This is a genomic window from Micromonospora sp. ATLC16 (assembly GCF_057196645.1).
The window spans coordinates 17,799-36,332 of record NZ_JBXUOW010000030.1; the positions used below are offsets into that span (position 1 = coordinate 17,799).

16 protein-coding genes and 1 pseudogene are annotated in these 18,534 nt (G+C 74.5%); 7 read left to right on the plus strand and 10 right to left on the minus strand.

The window, feature by feature from the left end; all coding sequences use genetic code 11:
- Window positions 1-41: 41 nt before the first annotated feature.
- The 8 genes and pseudogenes from AC2CHE_RS14825 to AC2CHE_RS14860 form a co-directional block, all read right to left on the minus strand.
- Window positions 42-437, minus strand: coding sequence for a DUF3040 domain-containing protein (locus tag AC2CHE_RS14825; protein WP_281563935.1), 396 nt, complete (start codon window positions 435-437; stop codon window positions 42-44).
- Between the two features lie 115 nt (window positions 438-552).
- Window positions 553-1,812: a DNA polymerase IV gene (locus AC2CHE_RS14830; protein WP_484505474.1), complete on the minus strand. Its 1,260-nt coding sequence runs from the start codon at window positions 1,810-1,812 to the stop codon at window positions 553-555.
- Window positions 1,813-1,850: 38 nt separating this feature from the next.
- On the minus strand, window positions 1,851-3,023 hold the full coding sequence (locus AC2CHE_RS14835; protein WP_484505475.1) for an alkaline phosphatase family protein: 1,173 nt from the start codon (window positions 3,021-3,023) through the stop codon (window positions 1,851-1,853).
- Window positions 3,020-3,784, minus strand: a complete 765-nt coding sequence (locus AC2CHE_RS14840; protein WP_484505512.1) for a methyltransferase domain-containing protein — start codon at window positions 3,782-3,784, stop codon at window positions 3,020-3,022. Before AC2CHE_RS14840 ends, AC2CHE_RS14835 begins: the two co-directional genes overlap by 4 nt.
- Window positions 3,785-3,820: 36 nt before the next feature.
- Entirely contained in the window at window positions 3,821-7,201 is a 3,381-nt protein-coding gene (locus AC2CHE_RS14845) for an error-prone DNA polymerase (RefSeq protein ID WP_484505476.1), read from the minus strand.
- 516 nt (window positions 7,202-7,717) lie between these two features.
- Window positions 7,718-9,199, minus strand: a pseudogene (locus AC2CHE_RS14850) (DNA polymerase Y family protein); the annotation flags it as partial.
- Window positions 9,192-9,917: a hypothetical protein gene (locus AC2CHE_RS14855; protein ID WP_281563940.1), complete on the minus strand. Its 726-nt coding sequence runs from the start codon at window positions 9,915-9,917 to the stop codon at window positions 9,192-9,194. The gene AC2CHE_RS14855 and the pseudogene AC2CHE_RS14850, both read right to left, overlap by 8 nt.
- Window positions 9,918-10,048: 131 nt before the next feature.
- Window positions 10,049-10,498: an SAV_6107 family HEPN domain-containing protein gene (locus AC2CHE_RS14860; protein WP_281563941.1), complete on the minus strand. Its 450-nt coding sequence runs from the start codon at window positions 10,496-10,498 to the stop codon at window positions 10,049-10,051.
- A gap of 390 nt (window positions 10,499-10,888) precedes the next feature.
- On the opposite strand from AC2CHE_RS14860, the gene AC2CHE_RS14865 reads away from it, so the two are divergent.
- Genes AC2CHE_RS14865 through AC2CHE_RS14890 form a run of 6 tightly spaced genes read left to right on the plus strand, consistent with a single transcriptional unit; the run spans window position 10,889 to window position 16,173 of the window.
- The gene (locus AC2CHE_RS14865) at window positions 10,889-11,377 is read left to right on the plus strand and encodes a YbaK/EbsC family protein (RefSeq protein WP_484505477.1); all 489 of its coding nucleotides are present in this window, start codon (window positions 10,889-10,891) and stop codon (window positions 11,375-11,377) included.
- Entirely contained in the window at window positions 11,374-12,117 is a 744-nt protein-coding gene (locus AC2CHE_RS14870) for a monooxygenase (RefSeq protein ID WP_484505478.1), read from the plus strand. Before AC2CHE_RS14865 ends, AC2CHE_RS14870 begins: the two co-directional genes overlap by 4 nt.
- Window positions 12,114-12,707, plus strand: coding sequence for a GNAT family N-acetyltransferase (locus AC2CHE_RS14875; RefSeq protein WP_484505479.1), 594 nt, complete (start codon window positions 12,114-12,116; stop codon window positions 12,705-12,707). The genes AC2CHE_RS14870 and AC2CHE_RS14875 overlap by 4 nt, the downstream gene beginning before the upstream one ends.
- Complete coding sequence (locus AC2CHE_RS14880; RefSeq protein WP_484505480.1) at window positions 12,704-13,543, plus strand: carotenoid biosynthesis protein; 840 nt, start codon at window positions 12,704-12,706, stop codon at window positions 13,541-13,543. Before AC2CHE_RS14875 ends, AC2CHE_RS14880 begins: the two co-directional genes overlap by 4 nt.
- On the plus strand, window positions 13,540-14,667 hold the full coding sequence (locus AC2CHE_RS14885) for a glycosyltransferase family 2 protein (RefSeq protein WP_484505481.1): 1,128 nt from the start codon (window positions 13,540-13,542) through the stop codon (window positions 14,665-14,667). The genes AC2CHE_RS14880 and AC2CHE_RS14885 overlap by 4 nt, the downstream gene beginning before the upstream one ends.
- Before the next feature lie 18 nt (window positions 14,668-14,685).
- Window positions 14,686-16,173, plus strand: a complete 1,488-nt coding sequence (locus AC2CHE_RS14890) for a phytoene desaturase family protein (protein ID WP_484505482.1) — start codon at window positions 14,686-14,688, stop codon at window positions 16,171-16,173.
- Between the two features lies 1 nt (window position 16,174).
- On the opposite strand, the gene AC2CHE_RS14895 is transcribed toward AC2CHE_RS14890, so the two are convergent.
- Both AC2CHE_RS14895 and metF read right to left on the minus strand, forming a co-directional pair.
- Entirely contained in the window at window positions 16,175-16,864 is a 690-nt protein-coding gene (locus AC2CHE_RS14895; RefSeq protein WP_484505483.1) for a CDP-alcohol phosphatidyltransferase family protein, read from the minus strand.
- 43 nt (window positions 16,865-16,907) lie between these two features.
- The gene (gene metF / locus AC2CHE_RS14900) at window positions 16,908-17,825 is read right to left on the minus strand and encodes a methylenetetrahydrofolate reductase [NAD(P)H] (protein ID WP_484505484.1); all 918 of its coding nucleotides are present in this window, start codon (window positions 17,823-17,825) and stop codon (window positions 16,908-16,910) included.
- A gap of 382 nt (window positions 17,826-18,207) precedes the next feature.
- On the opposite strand from metF, the gene AC2CHE_RS14905 reads away from it, so the two are divergent.
- Window positions 18,208-18,534, plus strand: coding sequence for a helix-turn-helix domain-containing protein (locus AC2CHE_RS14905; RefSeq protein WP_484505485.1), 327 nt, complete (start codon window positions 18,208-18,210; stop codon window positions 18,532-18,534).

Below are 18,534 nucleotides of genomic sequence, written 5' to 3' on the forward strand. Positions count from 1 at the left end.
GGCCCGGAGTGACGTGCCTCCGCGTCAACGGCGCAACGGGGTCAGCGGTGCCCCTCCGGGCGCTGCCGCCACCGGTCCTCCATCCGGTCGAGGAAACCCGACCTCCGTCCGGCACGGCCTCGGGACCGGCGACGACTCGCCGTGCCCCCGACGACGTGCAGGTCGGGTGACTGCGCCCGACGGTGCGACTGCACCGCGAACGCGGCCGAGGCCAACATGACAACGAATCCCGCCACTGCCAACGGCGGAGTCTTGATCACCGCGCCATAGACCAGCAACGCCAGGCCAGCGATGATCAGGCCGGCAGCGACGAGCAGGCGACGCCGCGCGTGGAAGCGCGGATCGCTGGCGCGCACGGCCGAGGCGAACTTGGGGTCCTCGGCAAGCGACCGCTCGATCTGCTCGAACAGCCGCTGCTCGTGCTCCGAGAGCGGCACGGCACTCCTCCCCGGTCACGTTGGTCGGTCCGGTCGGACCGACAGACCGTGGCAGCCAACCGGCTGCTTACCCGCAAGTCTACGAGGGCCCTCGCGCGTCGGAAAGCGGGACGACCTACGGCCGGGTCGGATTTTCATTTCGGCGAGGATCGCGCCCGCTGAGAAGACTGGCCGGTCCTATGACGGACCGCCCGAAACGGGCAGCCGCCGCGTCGGCGGCGACCTCCGCCTCCCGCCAGCCCCGCTCCGGCTGCCCGAGGGCGAGCTGCTGCGGTGTCTGGTCCGCCGCCGTCAGCCCCTCCGCCCGGACACCGAGCAGCCGGATCCGCTCACCCGGGTCCAACGCGGTGTAGAGCGCCCACGACGTGTCGAACATCTCCCGAGCCACATCGGTCGGCACGGTCAGGGTGCGGGCCCGGCTCACCGTGCGGAAATCGGCGGTGCGCACCTTCAGCGAAACCGTCCGCCCCACCTGCCCGCTGGCTCGCAACCGGGCACCGACCTTTTCGGCCAGGGCCAGCAGCGTCCGTCGGATCTCGGTCGGATCGTCGACGTCCACGTCGAAGGTGATTTCCGCGCCGATCGACTTCTCCGCCTGCTCCGGGCTGACCCGGCGGGGGTCGCGGCCCCAGGACAGCTCGTGCAGGTGCGCGGCGCCCGCCGCGCCGAGCGCGGTCCGCAACATGCCCAACGGAGCCTGCGCGAGGTCACCGACGGTACGCAGACCGAGCCGCAGCAGTGCCTGCTCGGAACGCTCCCCCACCCCCCACAGCGCGGCGACCGGTAGTGGGTGGAGGAACTCGAGCACCCGGTCGGCCGGCACCACGAGCAGACCGTCGGGCTTCGCCCGGGTCGAGCCGAGCTTGGCCACGAACTTGCTCGGTGCCACCCCCACCGAGCAGGTCAGCCCCTGCTCCTCGGCGACCCGCTCCCGGATGCGGCGGGCGATCGTCGCCGGCCGACCGAACAGTCGCCGGGCACCGGCGACGTCAAGGAACGCCTCGTCCAACGAGAGCGGCTCGACCAGCGGCGTGACGTCACGGAAGATCTGCATGACCGCCCGCGAGGCCGCCGAGTAGCGGGCGAAGTCGGGGGCGAGGAAGACCGCGTGCGGGCAGAGCGCACGGGCCCGCATCGTGGGCATGGCGCTGCGAACGCCGTACCGCCGGGCCTCGTAGCTGGCCGAACTGACCACGCCGCGCGGACCGACCCCGCCGACCACGACGGCCAGGCCACGCAGCTCGGGGCGGTGACGGACCTCCACCGAGGCGTAGAAGGCGTCCATGTCGACGTGCAGGATCGGGCACCCGGCGTCGTCGGCGCCGGGCCCGAACCGGGGATCGCCGCCCCGGGGTAGCGACTGGCTGCGGCCCACCTGCGCAGGTTAACCCGCGGGGGTGACATTCCGGCCGGTCAGCCCCGCACCACCAGCAGCGGAATGGTCATCTCGGCTGCCGTGTCCGCGCCGTGGAAGGCCACCAACCGGGACACCACCGGCGGCTCCGATCGACTGGCCAACACGGCGTACGTGTCGTTGCAGACCACCACCACGTCGCCGATCCGGTCCAGGTGGTCGGTGGCCACCGACCCGAACCGGCCGCTGGCCACCGCCTCCTCGCGGGTCAGCACCCGGGCGGCGGTGCCGAGCACGGCCGACCAGGCCGCCACCACGTCGGCGGTGGCCCCCGGGGCGACGTGCAGGTACCGCACCCGGGGCTCGCCCGCCACCACCCGCACCCCGTCGGTCAACCGGGGGTCGGTGTCCAGGTCGAACCGGTCTCCGGCGGGGATGTCGAGCTGCCCGTGATCGGCGGTGACCAGCAGCGCGGCGTCGGGCGGCAACCCGTCCACCAGCCGGGCCAGCAATCCGTCCAACTCGGTCACCGCCACCCGCCACGGCAACGAGTCGACGCCGCTGAGGTGACCGTGGCGGTCGACGTCAGGGTGGTAGGCGGAGACGAGAGTCGGACCGGGTCCGGCGGTCAGCGCCGCCAGCGTGGTGGCGGCCACCGCGTCGACCCCGGCCGCGCCCCGGTAGTCACCGCCCCGGTTCGCGGCCAGGGTCAGGCCGGTGCCGCCGAACTCCGGCCGGCTCACCACGGTCACCGCCACACCCGCCGCCCGTGCCCGTTCCAACTGGGTGGGGACCGGCTGCCAGCGCAGCGGGTCGGGATCGCCGTCGCGCCACTCGATGTGGTTGAGCACCCGCTCGGTGCCCGGGACGCATACGGTGAAGCCGAGCACCCCGTGCGCACCGGGTGCCACGCCGGTGCCCAGGGTGACCAGGCTGGTCGGGGTGGTGGAGGGAAAACCGGAGGTGAGCGGTCGACCGGCCGCGGCGGTCAGCCCGGCCAGGGTCGGCGCGTACGGCGCGGCGGTCGGGATCTGGTACCAGCCGAGGCCGTCGACCAGCAGCACCGCGACCCGGCGCACCCCCGACAGTTCGGTGGCGAGGCCGAGGGGGTCCGTGACGCCGGGGACACCGAGCACGGCCAGCGCGCTGGGCAGCACGTCGGCGAGGCTGCCGCCGCCGTATCCCGGCGCGACGACCTCCAGCGGTCGGGCTCGACCGGTCACGCCGGTCATGCCGGACGGCGGGCGAAGAGGTGCAGCTGGGCCGCGACGTCCCGCCAGGGTGGTTGCGCGGCCAGCGTCCGCTCCAGCTCGACCAGGGCAACGGCCTGGCCGTCCGCCACCGCCGCGGGCAGCAGGTCGGCCAGGACGCGTACGCCGTGGATCTCCTCGACGGTGAGCCCGGCGGCGGTCAGCAGCGCGGCGGCGCTCTCGACGTCGAAGCGGCGGCGCAGGGTGTCCCGGGCGCCAGCGGCGCCGGTCGGGTCGGCGGCCAGGGTCGCGGCCACGTCGAGGTGCCCGTTCATCGCCCGGCCGAGCACCGCGGCGGCCCGCCCGGCGACCAGCACGCTCGCCGCACCGCCCGGTCGCAGCGCGCCGACCAACGCGGACACCACAGGTGGCGGGTCGTCGACGATCTCCAGCACGGCATGGCAGAGCACCAGGTCGACGCTGGCCGGCTCGATCAGGCCGGCCAACGCGTCAGCGTCACCCTGCACCGCGCGTACCCGCCCGGCGACCCCGGACTCCGCGGCGCGGCGGCTGAGCGCGGCGAGCGCGTCGGGACTGGCGTCGACCACTGTCACCCGGTGCCCGGCCCGGGCCAGCGGCACCGCGAAGCCGCCGGTGCCGCCCCCCACGTCCAGCACGGTCAGCTCGGCGGCCGGCCGGCGGTCCAGCTCGGCGCGCAGCACCGACCAGACCACGGCGGTACGGGGGGTGAGCGGCGGCCCGGCCGGGCCTGGGGTCTGTTCCACCCGGTCGAGCCTAGTCAGCCGGGACCAGATCGCCAGGGGGTCACCTCTGCGCTGTCAACGGAAGTCGCGGGAGGCGGGGCGGACCGGTGCTTCGAGCGGGTCCAGCCGGTCGGCGACCAGGTTGACCACCCCCTCGTGCCGCTGCAGCCGGCCCCGCACCACCAACGCCGTGCTGGTGCGGGCCACCCGTCGATGCCGCTGCCACAGGCCCGGCGAGCAGGTGACGTTGAGCATGCCGGTCTCGTCCTCCAGGTTGAGGAAGGTGACCCCGCCGGCGGTCGCCGGCCGCTGCCGGTGGGTGACGATCCCGCCGACCCGGATCCGCCGACCCGGCTCCACCCGGCCCAACCTGTCGATCGGCACCGCGCCCACGGCGTCCAGCTGGGGCCGGATGAACCGGGCCGGGTGGTTCTCCGGCGACAACCCGGTGGCCCAGACGTCGGCGACCAGCCGGTCCACCTCCTCCATCCCGGGCAGCACGGGCGCCGCCGTACCGGTCACCGTGCCGGGCAGCCGGCCGGGCCGCTCCTGGGCCGCCGCGCCGGCCGCCCAGAGCGCCTGCCGCCGGGTCAACCCGAAACAGGCGAAGGCGTCCGCGGTGGCCAGCGCCTCCAACTGCGCGGCGGTCAGACCCACCCGCCGGGCCAGATCCGGCATGTCGAGGTACGGGCCGTCCGCCGCCCGCTCGGCCTCGATCCGCTCGGCCACACCGTCGCCGAGGGTACGCACACCGGACAGCCCGAGCCGGACCGCCGGACCGCCCAGCCCCCAGGCGTGCGGCGGTTCCCCCGCTCGACTGCCCCAGCGGGTGTCCGGGGTGGATTCCAGCACCGGCTTCGCGCCGCTGGCGTTGACGTCCGGTCGGCGTACCTCCACGCCGTGCCGGCGGGCGTCGTCGACCAGGGTCTGCGGCGAGTAGAAGCCCATCGGCTGGGCGCTCAGCAGCGCGGCCAGGAACGGACCGGGGTGGTAGCGCTTCAGCCAGGAGCTGGCGTAGACCAGGTAGGCGAAGCTCATCGCGTGGCTCTCCGGGAAGCCGTAGCTGGCGAACGCGGTGAGCTTGCGGTAGACGTCATCGGCCGACTCGCCGGTGATGCCGCGCTCCGCCATGCCCCGGTAGAGCCGGTCGGCGATCTGCTCCATCCGCTGCACCGACCGTTTGGCGCCCATCGCCCGGCGCAGCTGGTCGGCCTCGGCCGCGTCGAAGCCGGCCAGGTCGATGGCGAGCTGCATCAGCTGCTCCTGGAACAGCGGCACGCCGAGGGTCTTCTCCAGCGCGTTGCGCATCAGCGGGTGCGCGAAGGTCACCGGCTCCTGACCGTTCTTGCGCCGGATGTACGGGTGCACCGAGCCGCCCTGGATCGGCCCGGGTCGGATCAACGCCACCTCGACCACCAGGTCGTAGAACTCGCGGGGCCGCAGGCGGGGCAGGGTGGCCATCTGGGCCCGGCTCTCCACCTGGAACACCCCGACCGAGTCGGCCCGGCAGAGCATGTCGTAGACCTCGGGGTCGCCAAGCGTCATGTCGCCGAGATCCAGGCTCATCCCGATCATGTCGTAGCCGTAGTGCAACGCCGACAGCATGCCGAGGCCGAGCAGGTCGAACTTGACCAGACCGACGGCGGCGCAGTCGTCCTTGTCCCACTGGAGCACGCTACGGCCGGGCATCCGACCCCACTCCACCGGGCAGACCTCGATCACCGGCCGGTCGCAGATCACCATGCCGCCGGAGTGAATGCCCAGGTGCCGGGGAAACGTCTGGAGATCGTTGGCGTACGCGACCACCTGCTCCGGGATCTCCGGCACGTCCACCGTGGCCACGTCGCCCCAGCGGTCGATCTGCTTGCTCCACGCGTCCTGCTGGCCGGGTGGGAAGCCGAACGCCTTGGCCACGTCCCGCACCGCCGAGCGGGGCCGGTAGGAGATCACGTTGGCCACCTGGGCGGTGTGCTCCCGGCCGTAGCGGGTGTAGACGTGCTGGATGACCTCCTCCCGGCGGTCGGACTCGATGTCCACGTCGATGTCGGGCGGCCCGTCGCGCTCGGGAGCGAGGAAGCGTTCGAACAGCAGCCGGTGCCGGACCGCGTCCACGTTGGTGATCCGCAGCGCGTAGCAGACCGCCGAGTTCGCCGCCGATCCCCGACCCTGGCAGTAGATGTCCTCCCGTCGGCAGAAGTCGACGATGTCGTACACCACCAGGAAGTAGCCGGGGAAGCCCAGCTCCTCGATCATGTTCAGCTCGTGGTCGAGTTGCGCGTACGCCTGCGGGTGCGCCTCGCGCGGGCCGTAGCGTTCCCGAGCACCCTGCTCGGTGAGGTGGCGCAGCCAACTCATCTCGCTGTGCCCCGGCGGCACCGGGTACGCCGGCAGCTGCGGCGCGACGAGCTGGAGGTCGAAGGCCAGCTCGACGCCGAACTCGGCGGCCCGGGCCACCGCGCCCGGGTACGCGGCGAACCGGGCCGCCATCTCGGCGCCGTCGCGCAGATGGGCGGTGCCCGCCGCGGGCAGCCAGCCGTCGATCTCGTCCAGGCTGCGCCGGGCCCGGACGGCCGCGAGGGTGGTGGCCAGTCGACGCCGCCCCGGAGTCGCGTAGTGCACGTTGTTCGTGGCCACCGTGGGCAGGCCGGCGGCGGCCGCCAGCTCGGCCAGGGCGTCGTTGCGGTCGCCGTCGATCGGATGCCCGTGGTCGGTCAGTTCCACCGCCACCGTCTCCGCGCCGAACAGCGCGGTGAGCTGGTCCAGCTTGCGGGCCGCCGCGTCGACTCCCTCGGTGAGCAGGGCGGCCGGCACATGTCCCTTGCGGCAGCCGGTGAGCACCAGCACGTGGTCACGCAGGTCGGCGGCGATCTCCTCCAGCTCGCCGTAGACCGGGCGGCCCTTCTCACCGCCGCGTAGCTGGGCGCGGGCGATGGTCGCGGCCAGCCGGGCGTACCCCTCGTGGCCGTGGGCCAGCAGCAGCAGGTGGTTGCCGTGCGGGTCGGGTACGCCGTTCTGCGGACCGGGCAGGCCGAGGGACAGCTCCGCTCCGAAGATCGTTGGCAGGCCCAGCGCGCGGGCCGCCTCGGCGAACCGCACCACGCCGTAGAAACCGTCGTGGTCGGTGACGGCGAGCGCGGTGAGCCCCAACCGGACGGCCTCCTCGGCCAGTTCCTCCGGGTGGCTGGCACCGTCGAGGAAGCTGAAGTTGGTGTGCGCGTGCAGTTCGGCGTACGGCGGCACGTCGGCGGGCCGGGTCAGCTCCGGCGGTCGGTAGTGCTCCCGCCGTCGGCTCCAGGCCGGCGAGTCGCCCCCGTCGGCGTCGACCGCCAGCGGATCCACCACATGCAGGTGCCGCTCCCCGCCGCCCTCTCCACCCTTTCCGTCCCCCCGGCCCGGCCGCCCGGAGAGCACCCGCTCCAACTCCGACCACGGCAACCGAGGATTGTGAAAACTCACCACCCCCACCCCGCCATCACGCAGAACGCCACACCCCGTGCCCTCAACCACCCCGGACGCCCCGGGTAGATCTTGGTACGAAACGACCCCCTGGAGGGCTGTTTCGGACCAAGATTCACGTCAGTCATAGATCGCCTCCAGCAGCCACTGGCCGGACTCGACCGCGAGCAGCAGGGCGCTGCCGTCGGCGAGGCGGACCTGGAACCGGGCTCGGCGGCGGGCCTCGGCCGGTGCCCACCACCGCTCGTCGACCGGCCACGGACCGGCCCAACCGACGATCTCGGCCGACGCGACCGTCCCACCACGAAAGGCGGTGGCCGAAGCGGTGATGGCCGAAGCGGTGATGGAAGGGGCGGAACCCGGGGCGGTGGTGGAAGGGACGGAACCCGGGGTGGGAGCGGGGCTGATGGCCTGCGGTGGCAGCGTGCCGATGCTCAGCCGGGCCGGTGGCGCGCTGACCGCCAGCCGGGCGCTCACCACCACCGGCGCGCCGGTGGCGTCGAGCACGCTCGCGGCGAGCGGGACGGGCAGCACCACGGCCGGTGAGGGCGGCGGCAGTCGCCCCGGCCAGGACGGTACGGCCGGCCCCGCGCTCGCCCGTCGCCCCCCGGAACGGGCCACCCCGCCACCGGATGTCACCGGCCCACCACCGGAGCCGGCCGACGCACCGGAGCCGGCCGACACACCGGAGCCGGCCGACGCACCGGAGGCGGCGGATGTGACGTCCGACCCGGGCCAGGAGCGCGCGACGGGTTCGGGTAGCGGCGGCGGACCGGGGCGGGCGGGCCGACGCTCGTCGCCCCAGGGCACCAGCCGGGTCTGGTCGGCCGGGGACCGCCCACCACCGAGCACCGCGGTGACCACCGCTTCGGGACCGAGCAGGCCCTGCACCCGGCTCAGCGCGCGGTGCGCCCGCTCGCGTTCCGCGCCGGTCTCCCCCCACAGCCCCGGTTGCAGGCCGGCCTGGGTCAGCACCCCGTCCGGCAGCAGCCGCAGCCGGACGATCCCGGCGGTGGGACGGGGCGGCCGGTCACCGCCACGACGCGCACCGGAGAGCCAGCCGTCCAGTTGCCAGCGGACCCGGTCGGCGATCGCCCCCGCGGTCAGCAGCCCGTCGTGCCGCCAGACCCGGTGCAGTTCCTGGCCGTGCGCGGTGACCGCCTCGATGCCAAGGCGGGTGCAGGCCAGACCGTGGCCGGCGAGCCGTTCGTGCAGTTGCTCGGCCAGTGTCCGGGCCGCGAACGCCGCCACGTCGATCCGGTCGATCGGCTCGTCCAGGTCGGCGGTGACCGTCAGCTCGACCGGCGGGCGCCGCACCGCGAGCGGCCGGTCGTCCCGTCCGGCGGCCAGCCGATGGGCCAGCGCCCCGTCGAACCCGAACCGGGCCAGCACGTCACCGGCGGGCAGCGCGGCGAAGTCGCCGAGCGTACGCACGCCCAGCCGGCGCAGCAGGTCGGCCAGGGCGGGACGGCCGAGCGCCTCCACGGGCTGACCGGCCAGGAACTCCGGTGTCCCGCCGGGCGGCACGATCCGCCCCTCGCGGGCGGCCAGCCCGGCGGCGAAGACCCCGGCGGCGACACCGATCTGGCTCTCCACCGCGCAGCTGAGGGCGACATGCTCGACGATCCGCTCGGCAGCCGCCTCCTCACCACCCAGATAGCGGCTCGGACCCCGGGCGGCCAGCGCGCAGGCCCCCGGGCGGATCACCTCGACCCCGACCGCCACCTCCTCGACGGCGGCCACCACCGGCTCGAACGCCCGCGCGTCCCGTCCCGGATCGTGGTCGACGACGGTGAGCCCGGAGCAGCGTCCCTGCGCCTCCCGCCGACGCAGTCCTCGGCGTACCCCTTCGGCGCGGGCCCGCTCGGAACAGGCGATCACCCGATTGGCGTGCAGCACCGCGACCGGCCCGGTGGCGGGCACTCCGTCGACGATCTCGGCGGCGAGTACCGGCCAGTCCGGGCACCACAGCAGCAGTGTCCGGACCGGTTCATCCACGGCCCGCCACCACCCGCAGGCGGGTGGCACCCGACCGGGCGGTGGCGGCCGGGCCGGGGACGACCCGGGTCAGCTCGTCACCGGGCAGCCAGACCTTGACCTCCCGGGGTCGGGCGGCGGCGCCCCGCCCACGAGCCGAGATGGTCACCTCCCGGCGGCGCAACCGCCCCCGCCCCGCCCCGAGCCCCTGCCAGATCCCACGGACCACCTGGAGCGTCACGTCCGCGCCGTCCCACCGGCCGTACGGCACCAGCACGCTGCCGCGTTGCCGGGCCCGCGCGGCCAACCGGTCGGCGACGGAGGCGGAGACGGTGGACGGAACCGCGGTGACCACCACGTCGACGCCGTCGATGAGCGCGGCGACGACGGTGGGCCACTCCGGACCGGGCTGCGGCACCAGGGCGAGCCGGTCCAGGACGATGCCGGCCTCGGCCGCCGCCCCGGCCCCGAAGGTGGGCATTCCGACCACGGCGCACCAGGAGCCGGCGCGGGACGCCTCGGCGAGCAGCGCGAGCAACAACGAGGTGGTGCCGCTGGGCCGGGTCTGCCCGCCACCGACCGCGATGGTGCTGCCGCGTCGCAGCCCCCGGTTGGGCAGCAGCCCGGTCAACTCGGGCCGCACGGGCAGCACCCGGTGCCCGCCCGCCGGGTCGGGTGCGCTGGCCGGACGGACCAGCCCGGCCAGCGCGGCGGAACCGACCACCATGCGGCCCGCCATCGGACCTCCCCCGTCGTCGCCACGGACATCCGGCCCGTGGATGGTGCTGTCGTGGATCAGAAGAACGTGTGTGTGGCGGGGCGGCGTCCGGCCACCCTAGGGTCCCGCCAACGGCAGCCGGACGCCGCGGCTCAGGCGGCGAGACCGTCGATCGCCGGCTGGTGCGCCAGGCCGAGTGCCGCCTCCACCACGGTCACGAACTCCTCGGCGGCGCGGAGCAGGTCGTCGGCCTCCCGGGCGGTCACCACCCGGGGAATGCCGGCCTCGGCGGCGGCCCGTTTGCCGGCGCCGAGAGCGAAGTAACCGGCCCACTCGTCGAGCTCGGGGGCGACGCTGGCGAGCAGGACCCAGACGCTGGTGATCCGGTGGCGTCGGGTGGGTGCGGGACGGGCGCGGGCGGCGAGCATCGCCGCGGCGGCGCGCAGGGCCGCGAGATGGGCGGCGGCGTACCGGAGGCCATCGGGGCCGGTCCGGGCGGCCTCGGCGAGCCCCTGCCGGGCCACCGCGAGCAACTGGACGGGAGTACGGTGCGGCAGCACGTTCGCGGGCACCGTCGGTGCCTGAGCCGGACTGGTCGGCATGGTCTCCTCCAGATGAGCCGGGGCGGGCAGGCGCGCGACGGAGTGGAGCCGTCGACGCGGCGGTCCGCGGCGGTCGGTGCGGAGGAAGACGCACCAGGTGGATGGCCGGCCGGGTGCGGAGCTTCCCCACACCACACCCGGCCGGCGTACCGGCGGGTCCGGACTCGCGACTGCCCGGGGCCCAGGTGCGGTCCGCGGTGCCGCACCTGTCGGAGGCCGGTGCCGCGAAACACCCGCCCCCGAGAGGGTTGGAACGAACGTTCGAGGCAATCGAACACTCGTTCTAACTGCTGCTGACAGTACACCCTCCCCCCGACAAAAACGCAACGCACGACGCACCCCAACTTGGCCGGTGGCGCGGGCGGTCCGCGTACCGGGAAGAATGGCGGCATGCAGTCACACCCGAACGTCCGGGCGGTGCAGGACGCGCTCGATGCCGCGAACGCCCGGAACGGCTCCGACGCGCCCGCCACGGTCCGCCTGCTGCCCGACGCCGCGCACACCGCCGCGGCCGCCGCCGACGCGCTCGGTGTCGATGTCGGCGCCATCGCCAACTCGCTCGTCTTCGACGCCGACGGCACCCCGCTGCTGGTGCTCACCTCCGGCGCGCACCGGGTGGACACCGCCGTTCTGGCCACCCGGCTCGCCGTCACCCGGCTGCGCCGGGCCACCCCGCAGTTCGTCAAGGAACACACCGGGCAGGTGATCGGCGGGGTCGCCCCGGTGGGTCACCCGCAGCCGCTGCGTACGCTCGTCGACACCGCCCTGGACAAGTACGACGAGATCTGGGCCGCCGGTGGTGTACCGCAGGCGGTCTTTCCCACCACCTACGCCGAACTGCTGCGGGTCACCGGCGGGACCCCGACCGACGTGGCGTGAACGGCCCACAGAGTGTCCCCGAGCTGGTCACCCTGCACGTGTGGCGGATCGCGCCGATCGCCGTGGGCCGGGCACTGACCCGGATGGCGGTCGACCCGCGCCGGCTGCGGGCCCTGCCCGGCGTGCGGTTCGGCAAGCTGCTCGGCACCGGGACCGGCACCGGCTTCGGGCCCGGCGACGCGGACCTGACCCGGTGGGCGGCGCTGACGGTCTGGGACTCCCCCGCCGCGGCCGCCCGGTTCACCGACTCGCCGGTGGCGCGGGCCTGGTCCGGTCTCGCCCAAGCGGGCGTCCGGCTCGACCTGCGACCGCTGACCAGCCGGGGTGAGTGGTCCGGCCGGCGGCCGTTCGGTGCGCCCGCCGGTGGCCGGGTCACCGGCCCGGTGCTGGCGCTGACCCGGGCGCGGCTACGCCCGACCCGGGCACTCACCTTCTGGCGGGCGGTCCCGCCGGTGGCCGCGGCCCTGCACGCCGCACCGGGACTGCTCGCCCGCTTCGGCGTCGGCGAGGCCCCCCTGGGCTGGCAGGGCACGGTGAGCGTGTGGCGTGATCCGGCGGATCTCGTGGCGTTCGCGTACCGTCACCCGCAGCACCGGGCCGCGATCACCCGGACGGAGACCCAGCGGTGGTACGCGGAGGAACTCTTCGCCCGATTCGAGGTGCGGGACGTGGTCGGCGACCGGACGGTACTGGGGTGGGCCACCGACGGCGGTGACCCGGCGAAGGGTGAACGGGCATGAGGTTGGTGCGGTGGACGCCGGACGATCTCCTCCGGCGGCTGGACGACGTGGCGGCCGTCTACGGCGAGGCGATGGGTTACCGCGCCGGCCTGCTGGAGGCCCGCCGCGGCTACATCGCCACCCACGTACGTCGGCCCGGCTTCCGCGCCGTGGCCAGCCTCACCAGCTCCGGCCACCTGGCCGGTTTCGGGTACGGCTACGTCGGCGCCGCCGGTCAGTGGTGGCACGACCAGGTCTGGCGGGCACTGGACCAGCCCACCCGGCGACGCTGGCTGACCGACTGCTTCGAGGTGGTCGAGCTGCACGTGCGGCCACCGGCCCAGGGGCACGGGCTGGGCGCCGGGCAACTGCGCGCCCTGCTCACCATGGCCGAGAACGCCACCACCCTGCTGTCCACTCCGGAGGCCGACGAGCAGACCTCGCGCGCCTGGCGGCTGTACCGCCGGTTCGGTTTCCTCGACGTGCTGCGCGACTTCCGTTTCCCCGGCGACGAGCGTCCGTTCGGGGTGCTCGGCCGGGACCTGCCGCTGGCCGTGCCGGGGTCGACACCACCGCCGTCGGTGCCGACCCCACCGCCCGCGCGGTCATGACCGCTCCCGCACCGGTCCGCGGCTACGCCTGGACGCTGCTGGCCCTGCTGGTACTGGCGCAGATCTGCTACCCGCTGACCGGCGGGATCACCCGGGCCCGGCTGACCGTGGCCACCGTCGTGCTCGGCTACCTGCTCTCGGTCGGTCACGCCCTGACCACCCGGGGGCCACGGGCGGCGGCGGCACTGGTCGCGGTGGCCACCGGCGGCGGGTTCGCCATCGAGGCGCTCGGCGTGACCACCGGCTTCCCGTTCGGCAGTTACGACTACTCCGGCCAGCTCGGCCCCAAGCTGGCCGGAGTACCGTTGATCATCCCGCTGGCCTGGACCTGGATGGCCTGGCCCGCCTGGTTGGCGGCCACCCGGCTCACCGGCGGGTCGTCCGGTCGGTGGCGCTGGCCGGGCCGCATCGCGCTGGCCACCCTCGGGTTGGCCACCTGGGACCTCTTCCTCGACCCGCAGATGGTGGCCGAAGGGCACTGGGTGTGGCGGGATGCCACACCGGCCCTGCCCGGGCTGCCCGGCATTCCGGTCAGCAACTACCTGGGCTGGCTGCTGTTCGCGTTGCTGATGACGACCGCGCTGCGCCCGCTCGCCGGGTCCACCGTGGCCACCACCGGCGACAGCGACCAGCCGATGTACGCGCTCTACCTGTGGACGTACGGCTCCAGCGTGCTCGCCCACGCCGTCTTCCTCGACCTGCCCGCCTCGGCGGTGTGGGGTGCGGTCGGCATGGCGGTGGTCGCCGTACCGCTGGCCGTCACCCTGCTGCGGGCTCGGCGGACCCGCGACCGGGACACCGGTTCGCCACGCTCCCCGGTCGACGTGGCGGCATGATCGCCGCGCTGGTCCTGCTGCTCGGTGTCACCGCGCTGACCGCGCACACCGTGGTCAACGCCGGCCGCTGGCTGCGCCGGCCGACCGACCGGCCGGTGGAGCTCAGCGAGCCGGTGGCGGTGCTGCTGCCGCTGCGCGACGAGGCCGACCGGGTCACCCCGTGCCTGCGCGCCCTGCTCGCCCAGCGGGGAGTGCCCGGGCTGCGCGTCGTGGTGCTCGACGACGGCTCGGTCGATGGCACCGCCGAAGTGGTCCGCGCGCTGGTCGCCGACGACCCCCGGGTCACCCTGCTCACCGGGGTGGACCCTCCGCCGGGCTGGCTGGGCAAGCCGCACGCCTGCTGGCAGTTGGCCACCCGCGTGGAGGACTCGGCCAGCGCACTGGTCTTCGTCGACGCCGACGTGGTGCTCGAACCGTACGCCGTGGCGGCGGCGGTCACCGAACTGCGCGCCGCCGGGGCGACGCTGCTGTCACCGTACCCACGGATCGTGGTGCGGACGGTGGCCGACCGGCTGGTGCAGCCGCTGTTGCAGTGGCTGTGGCTGACCTTCCTGCCGCTGCGGGCGATGGAGCGTTCGCCGCGACCGTCGCTGGCCGCGGCCGGCGGACAGTTCCTGGTCGTCGACCGGGCCGGCTACCTGCGAGCCGGCGGGCACGCGGCGGTCGCCGACCGGGTGCTGGAGGACATCGAGCTGGCCCGGTCGGTGAAGCGGGCCGGCGGCCGGATCGCCCTCGCCGACGGCTCCCGCCTGGCCAGCTGCCGGATGTACGAGGACTGGCCGCAGCTGCGCGACGGCTACACCAAGTCGCTGTGGGCCTCGTTCGGGCACCCGAGCGCCGCGGCTGCGGTGCTGACCGTGCTGCTGGCGCTCTACACCGCACCGCCGCTGGTGGCCGTCGCGGCGCTGCTCGCCGGCGCGCCGACGGTGGCCGGGGTCACCGTGGGCGCGTACCTGACGGGGGTGGCCGGGCGGATGGTCAGCGCCCGCGCCACCGGCGGCCGGGCCTGGCCCGACACGCTGGGCCATCCCGTGTCGGTCGCGGTCCTCGGTTGGCTGACCCTGCGGTCGTACCATCTGCGCAAGCGGCGACGCCTGTCCTGGCGTGGCCGTCCGGTCGGCTAGGTCCTGGGAGGACGCGGCATGGCGCGGATCGTGGTGGTCGGTGCCGGGGTGGGTGGGCTGGCCACCGCGGCCCGGCTGGCCGTCACCGGACACCAGGTGACCGTTCTCGAACGCGCCGAGGAGGTGGGCGGCAAGCTGGGGCGGCACCGCCGGGACACCCTTGAGGGCGCGTTCCACTTCGACACCGGCCCCAGCCTGTTGACTCTGCCCGAGGTCTTCCACGAGCTGTTCGAGGCGACCGGGGCGAAGCTCGACGAGTACCTCGACCTGGTGCCGCTGGACCCGATCGTGCGGCACGTCTTCCCCGGTGGCGGCCCGGTGCTCGACTCCTGCGCCGACCCGGCCGAGTTCACCGCCCGGATCGGCGCGGCCCTCGGCGACCGGGCCGCCGGCGACTGGCAGCGGTTGTGGCGGCGCGCCGCCCGGGTGTGGCACGCCTCGGAACGCGACATCCTGCGCCGCCGTGTCGACTCCCCCCGCGACCTGGCCCGGCTCGCCTGGCGGCTGGGCGACCTGGCCGCGATCCGACCCGGCCAGAGCCTGCGCGGGCTGGGTCGCAGCCTGATCTCCGACCCGCGACTGCGGATGCTGCTGGACCGGTACGCCACCTACACCGGCGCCGACCCGCGCCGGGCGCCCGCCGCGCTGGTCGCGGTCCCCTACGCCGAGCTGGCCTTCGGCGGCTGGTACCTGCGCGGCGGGCTGGGCACCCTCGCCGACGCGCTGCTGTCGCGCTGTCTGGACCTGGGGGTGGTGGTGCGTACCGGCACCACGGTGACCCGGATCGACGCGGCGGGCGGCCGGGTGCACGGGGTACGCGTCGCCGACTCGGCCACCCCGATCCCGGCCGACGTGGTGGTGGCCAATGTCGACGCGCTCAGCGTCTACCGTGACCTGCTGCCCGATGCGCGCCGGCTGGCCGGGCTCACCGACCGCAGCCTGGCCGGATTCGTGCTGCTGCTCGGCGTACGCGGCGACTCCGGTATGGCCCACCACAACGTCTTCTTCCCGTCCGACTACGACGCCGAGTTCGACGCGGTCTTCGGTGATCCGGGACGGGGGGTGCGGGCCCGCCCGGCCGCCGATCCGACGGTCTTCGTCACCGTGGCGAACGACCCGGCCGTCCGCCCAGCCGGGCACGAGGCATGGTTCGTGCTGGTCAACGCCGCCCGTCAGGGGACCGCCCCGGGAGCGATCGACTGGCGCCGGCCGGAGCTCGCCCAGGCGTACGCCGATCGGATCCTCGACGTGCTGGCCGAACGCGGCGTGGACGTACGCGACCGGCTGGTGTTCCGCGACGTGCGTACCCCGGCCGATCTGGCCGCCACCACCGGCGCGCCGGGCGGCACCATCTACGGCACGGCCGGTGGCCTGCTCCGGCCGGCCAACCGGGGACCGGCCCGGGGACTGTGGCTGGTCGGCGGCTCCAGCCATCCCGGCGGTGGTCTGCCGATGGTGACCCTGTCCGCGCAGATCGTCGCCGACGCGATCGGCCCGGCCTGGTAGCTCAGCCGGCGTCGATCAGTGCCCGGCGCACCGCGGAGAGCAACTGGCCCAGCCCGAAGGCGGCAAGCAGCACCCAGACCGCGGTCGCCATGGTGATGGTGCCGGCGGCCAGGTCCACCTCGATCAGTCCACTCAGGCCGGCCAGCAGGAGCCCCGCCACGGCCACACAGACCCGGGTGGGTCGCTCCCCCACGGTGACCGCGCCGATCTCCCGCATGCCGGCGGCGACCGCGCGGGCTCGGACGTACTCGTGCAGCCAGGAGAGCGCGCCACCTGCGGCGACCAGCGCCCCCGGCGCGCCGACCAGCCAGAACGCCACCAGCCAGGCGGCCTCGCCGATCCGGTCGGCCAGCGAGTCGTAGACGTAGCCGAGCCGGGTGGTGCGGCCGGTGGCCACGGCCACCGCACCGTCGACGCTGTCGGCCACCGAGGCGAGCAGTACGAACAGCGCGCCCAGGAACGGCCCGTCGCCCGGGCGGACCGCGAGCAGCGGTACGCAGAGACAGAGCAGGACCCCAACCACCGTGATCGTGGTCGGGCCGACCCGTAGCCGGCCCAGCAGAGACCCGACGTGATAAGAGAAGCGCAGCCAGCCACGTACCACCGGAGTGGCGGCCCGGGGATCGAACCCGCCGTGCAGCCGGGCCCACGCCGTGGCGTACTCGTTCCAGTTCAGCTGTCTGCCCACCACGGTTCAACCGTCGCGACAGCGCCGAGGTGTCGCGCGCCGGGTGTCACGTCGCGGCGCCCACCCGCAGGTTCTGCCATATCTCCCGGGTCGCGGTCGACCGGTTGAAGGTGATGAAGTGAATCCCCGGGATTCCCTCGTCGAGCAGCCGGCGGCACATCTCGCTGGTCTGCTCGATGCCGAGCCGGCGGACCGCCTCCGGATCGTCGGCGACCCGCTCGAACCGCGCGGCCAGCGCGGGTGGGAAGGGTGCCCCGGACAGCTGCACGGAGCGCTCGATGGTGCCGATCCGGGTCACCGGCATCACCCCGGCCAGGATCGGGGTGTCGCAGCCGGCGGCGGCCACCCGGTCACGCAGCCGAAGATACTCGTCGGCGTCGAAGAACATCTGGGTGATCGCGAAGTCCGCGCCGGCCCGGCACTTGCGCACGAAATACTCGGTGTCGGCGGCGACGTCCGGTGAGCGCGGATGCCGGTGGGGAAAGGCGGCGACACCGACGCTGAAGTCGCCGGAGCGACGGACCAGCCGGACGAGGTCCTCGGCGTAGTGCACGCCGTCGGGGTGCGGGATCCACTCGCCGGTGGGATCGCCCGGCGGATCACCGCGTACCACCAGCACGTTGCGTACCCCGACGCCGGCCAGCCGGCCGATCACGTGCCGCAACTCGGCGACGGAGTGGTTGACCGCCGTCAGGTGGGCCATCGGCAGCAGGGTGGTCTCGGTGGCGATCCGCTCGGTGACCGCGACCGTGGTGTCCCGGGTCGAGCCGCCGGCACCGTAGGTGATCGAGACGAACGACGGACGCAGGGGCTCCAGCTCGCGGATGGCCTGCCACAACTGCCGCTCGCCCTGCTCCGTCTTCGGGGGCATGAACTCGAAGGAGAAGGTCGGCTGGCAGTCGCGGACCAGCTCTCCGATCGCCGGTTGCGAATTCGGGAGGACGGAGGGAAGACCGAGCGCCACGCACCGACTCTAGCGGTCCGGGCCGGACACCCCCACCGGCTTCCCAGCGGTGGGGACAGCGGCGGGCGGATCGGTCCCGGTTCGCGCGGTCGTGAGCGATGGGAGAGGGTTCACCACCATGTCACAGCGACATGATCATGTCAGCGTGACATGGCTCGTGTCGCCATGCCGCTGCCGCCCGGTGCGACCGCGCCCGCCCCGAGGATCCGCCGCGGCCAACGGCGCGGGAAACTGTCGCACCGCCGGACTAGCCTGCTGACCTGCGCGGGTGTGGTCGAGAGACTACGGGGGGCCGCGCGGGGGTCAGCAGCAGACAGTGCGTACCGGCACCGCCCTGATCGGGTGGCGTCGGGCCGTCGCCCGCCGACCCGCCGGAGGATCAATGTCCCCGCCCCCGCTCACCCCTGACCGGCCCGTTCCGACCTCGCTCGGCCCGCTGGTTACCCGGTCACGGCTCGCCCGGGGGTGGAGCCAGTCCCGGCTCGCCGCCGAACTCTGTGCCGCCGCCGGAGTGTTCACGCTCAGCCGGCACGAGATCTCCCGCTGGGAGCGAGGGGTGCGCGTGCCGGGACGCTTCTGGCGCGGCTGGCTGGTCCGGGTCCTCGCGGTGCCCGGCGCCTCGACCAGGCCCGGTGCCCCGACCAGGCCCGGCGGGTCGCCACGCTCGACACGGCGCATCTCCGGGCCAGCCGGGCCGACCCGGCCGTGA

Excerpts from the sequence above, each read along its gene's own strand:
- AC2CHE_RS14890 (WP_484505482.1), top strand. The coding sequence starts at position 14,686 with ATGGCGCGGATCGTGGTGGTCGGTGCCGGGGTGGGTGGGCTGGCCACC.
- AC2CHE_RS14880 (WP_484505480.1), top strand. The coding sequence starts at position 12,704 with ATGACCGCTCCCGCACCGGTCCGCGGCTACGCCTGGACGCTGCTGGCC.
- AC2CHE_RS14860 (WP_281563941.1), bottom strand. The coding sequence starts at position 10,498 with ATGCCGACCAGTCCGGCTCAGGCACCGACGGTGCCCGCGAACGTGCTG.
- AC2CHE_RS14865 (WP_484505477.1), top strand. The coding sequence starts at position 10,889 with ATGCAGTCACACCCGAACGTCCGGGCGGTGCAGGACGCGCTCGATGCC.
- AC2CHE_RS14835 (WP_484505475.1), bottom strand. The coding sequence starts at position 3,023 with ATGACCGGCGTGACCGGTCGAGCCCGACCGCTGGAGGTCGTCGCGCCG.
- AC2CHE_RS14875 (WP_484505479.1), top strand. The coding sequence starts at position 12,114 with ATGAGGTTGGTGCGGTGGACGCCGGACGATCTCCTCCGGCGGCTGGAC.
- AC2CHE_RS14855 (WP_281563940.1), bottom strand. The coding sequence starts at position 9,917 with ATGGCGGGCCGCATGGTGGTCGGTTCCGCCGCGCTGGCCGGGCTGGTC.
- AC2CHE_RS14885 (WP_484505481.1), top strand. The coding sequence starts at position 13,540 with ATGATCGCCGCGCTGGTCCTGCTGCTCGGTGTCACCGCGCTGACCGCG.
- AC2CHE_RS14905 (WP_484505485.1), top strand. The coding sequence starts at position 18,208 with ATGTCCCCGCCCCCGCTCACCCCTGACCGGCCCGTTCCGACCTCGCTC.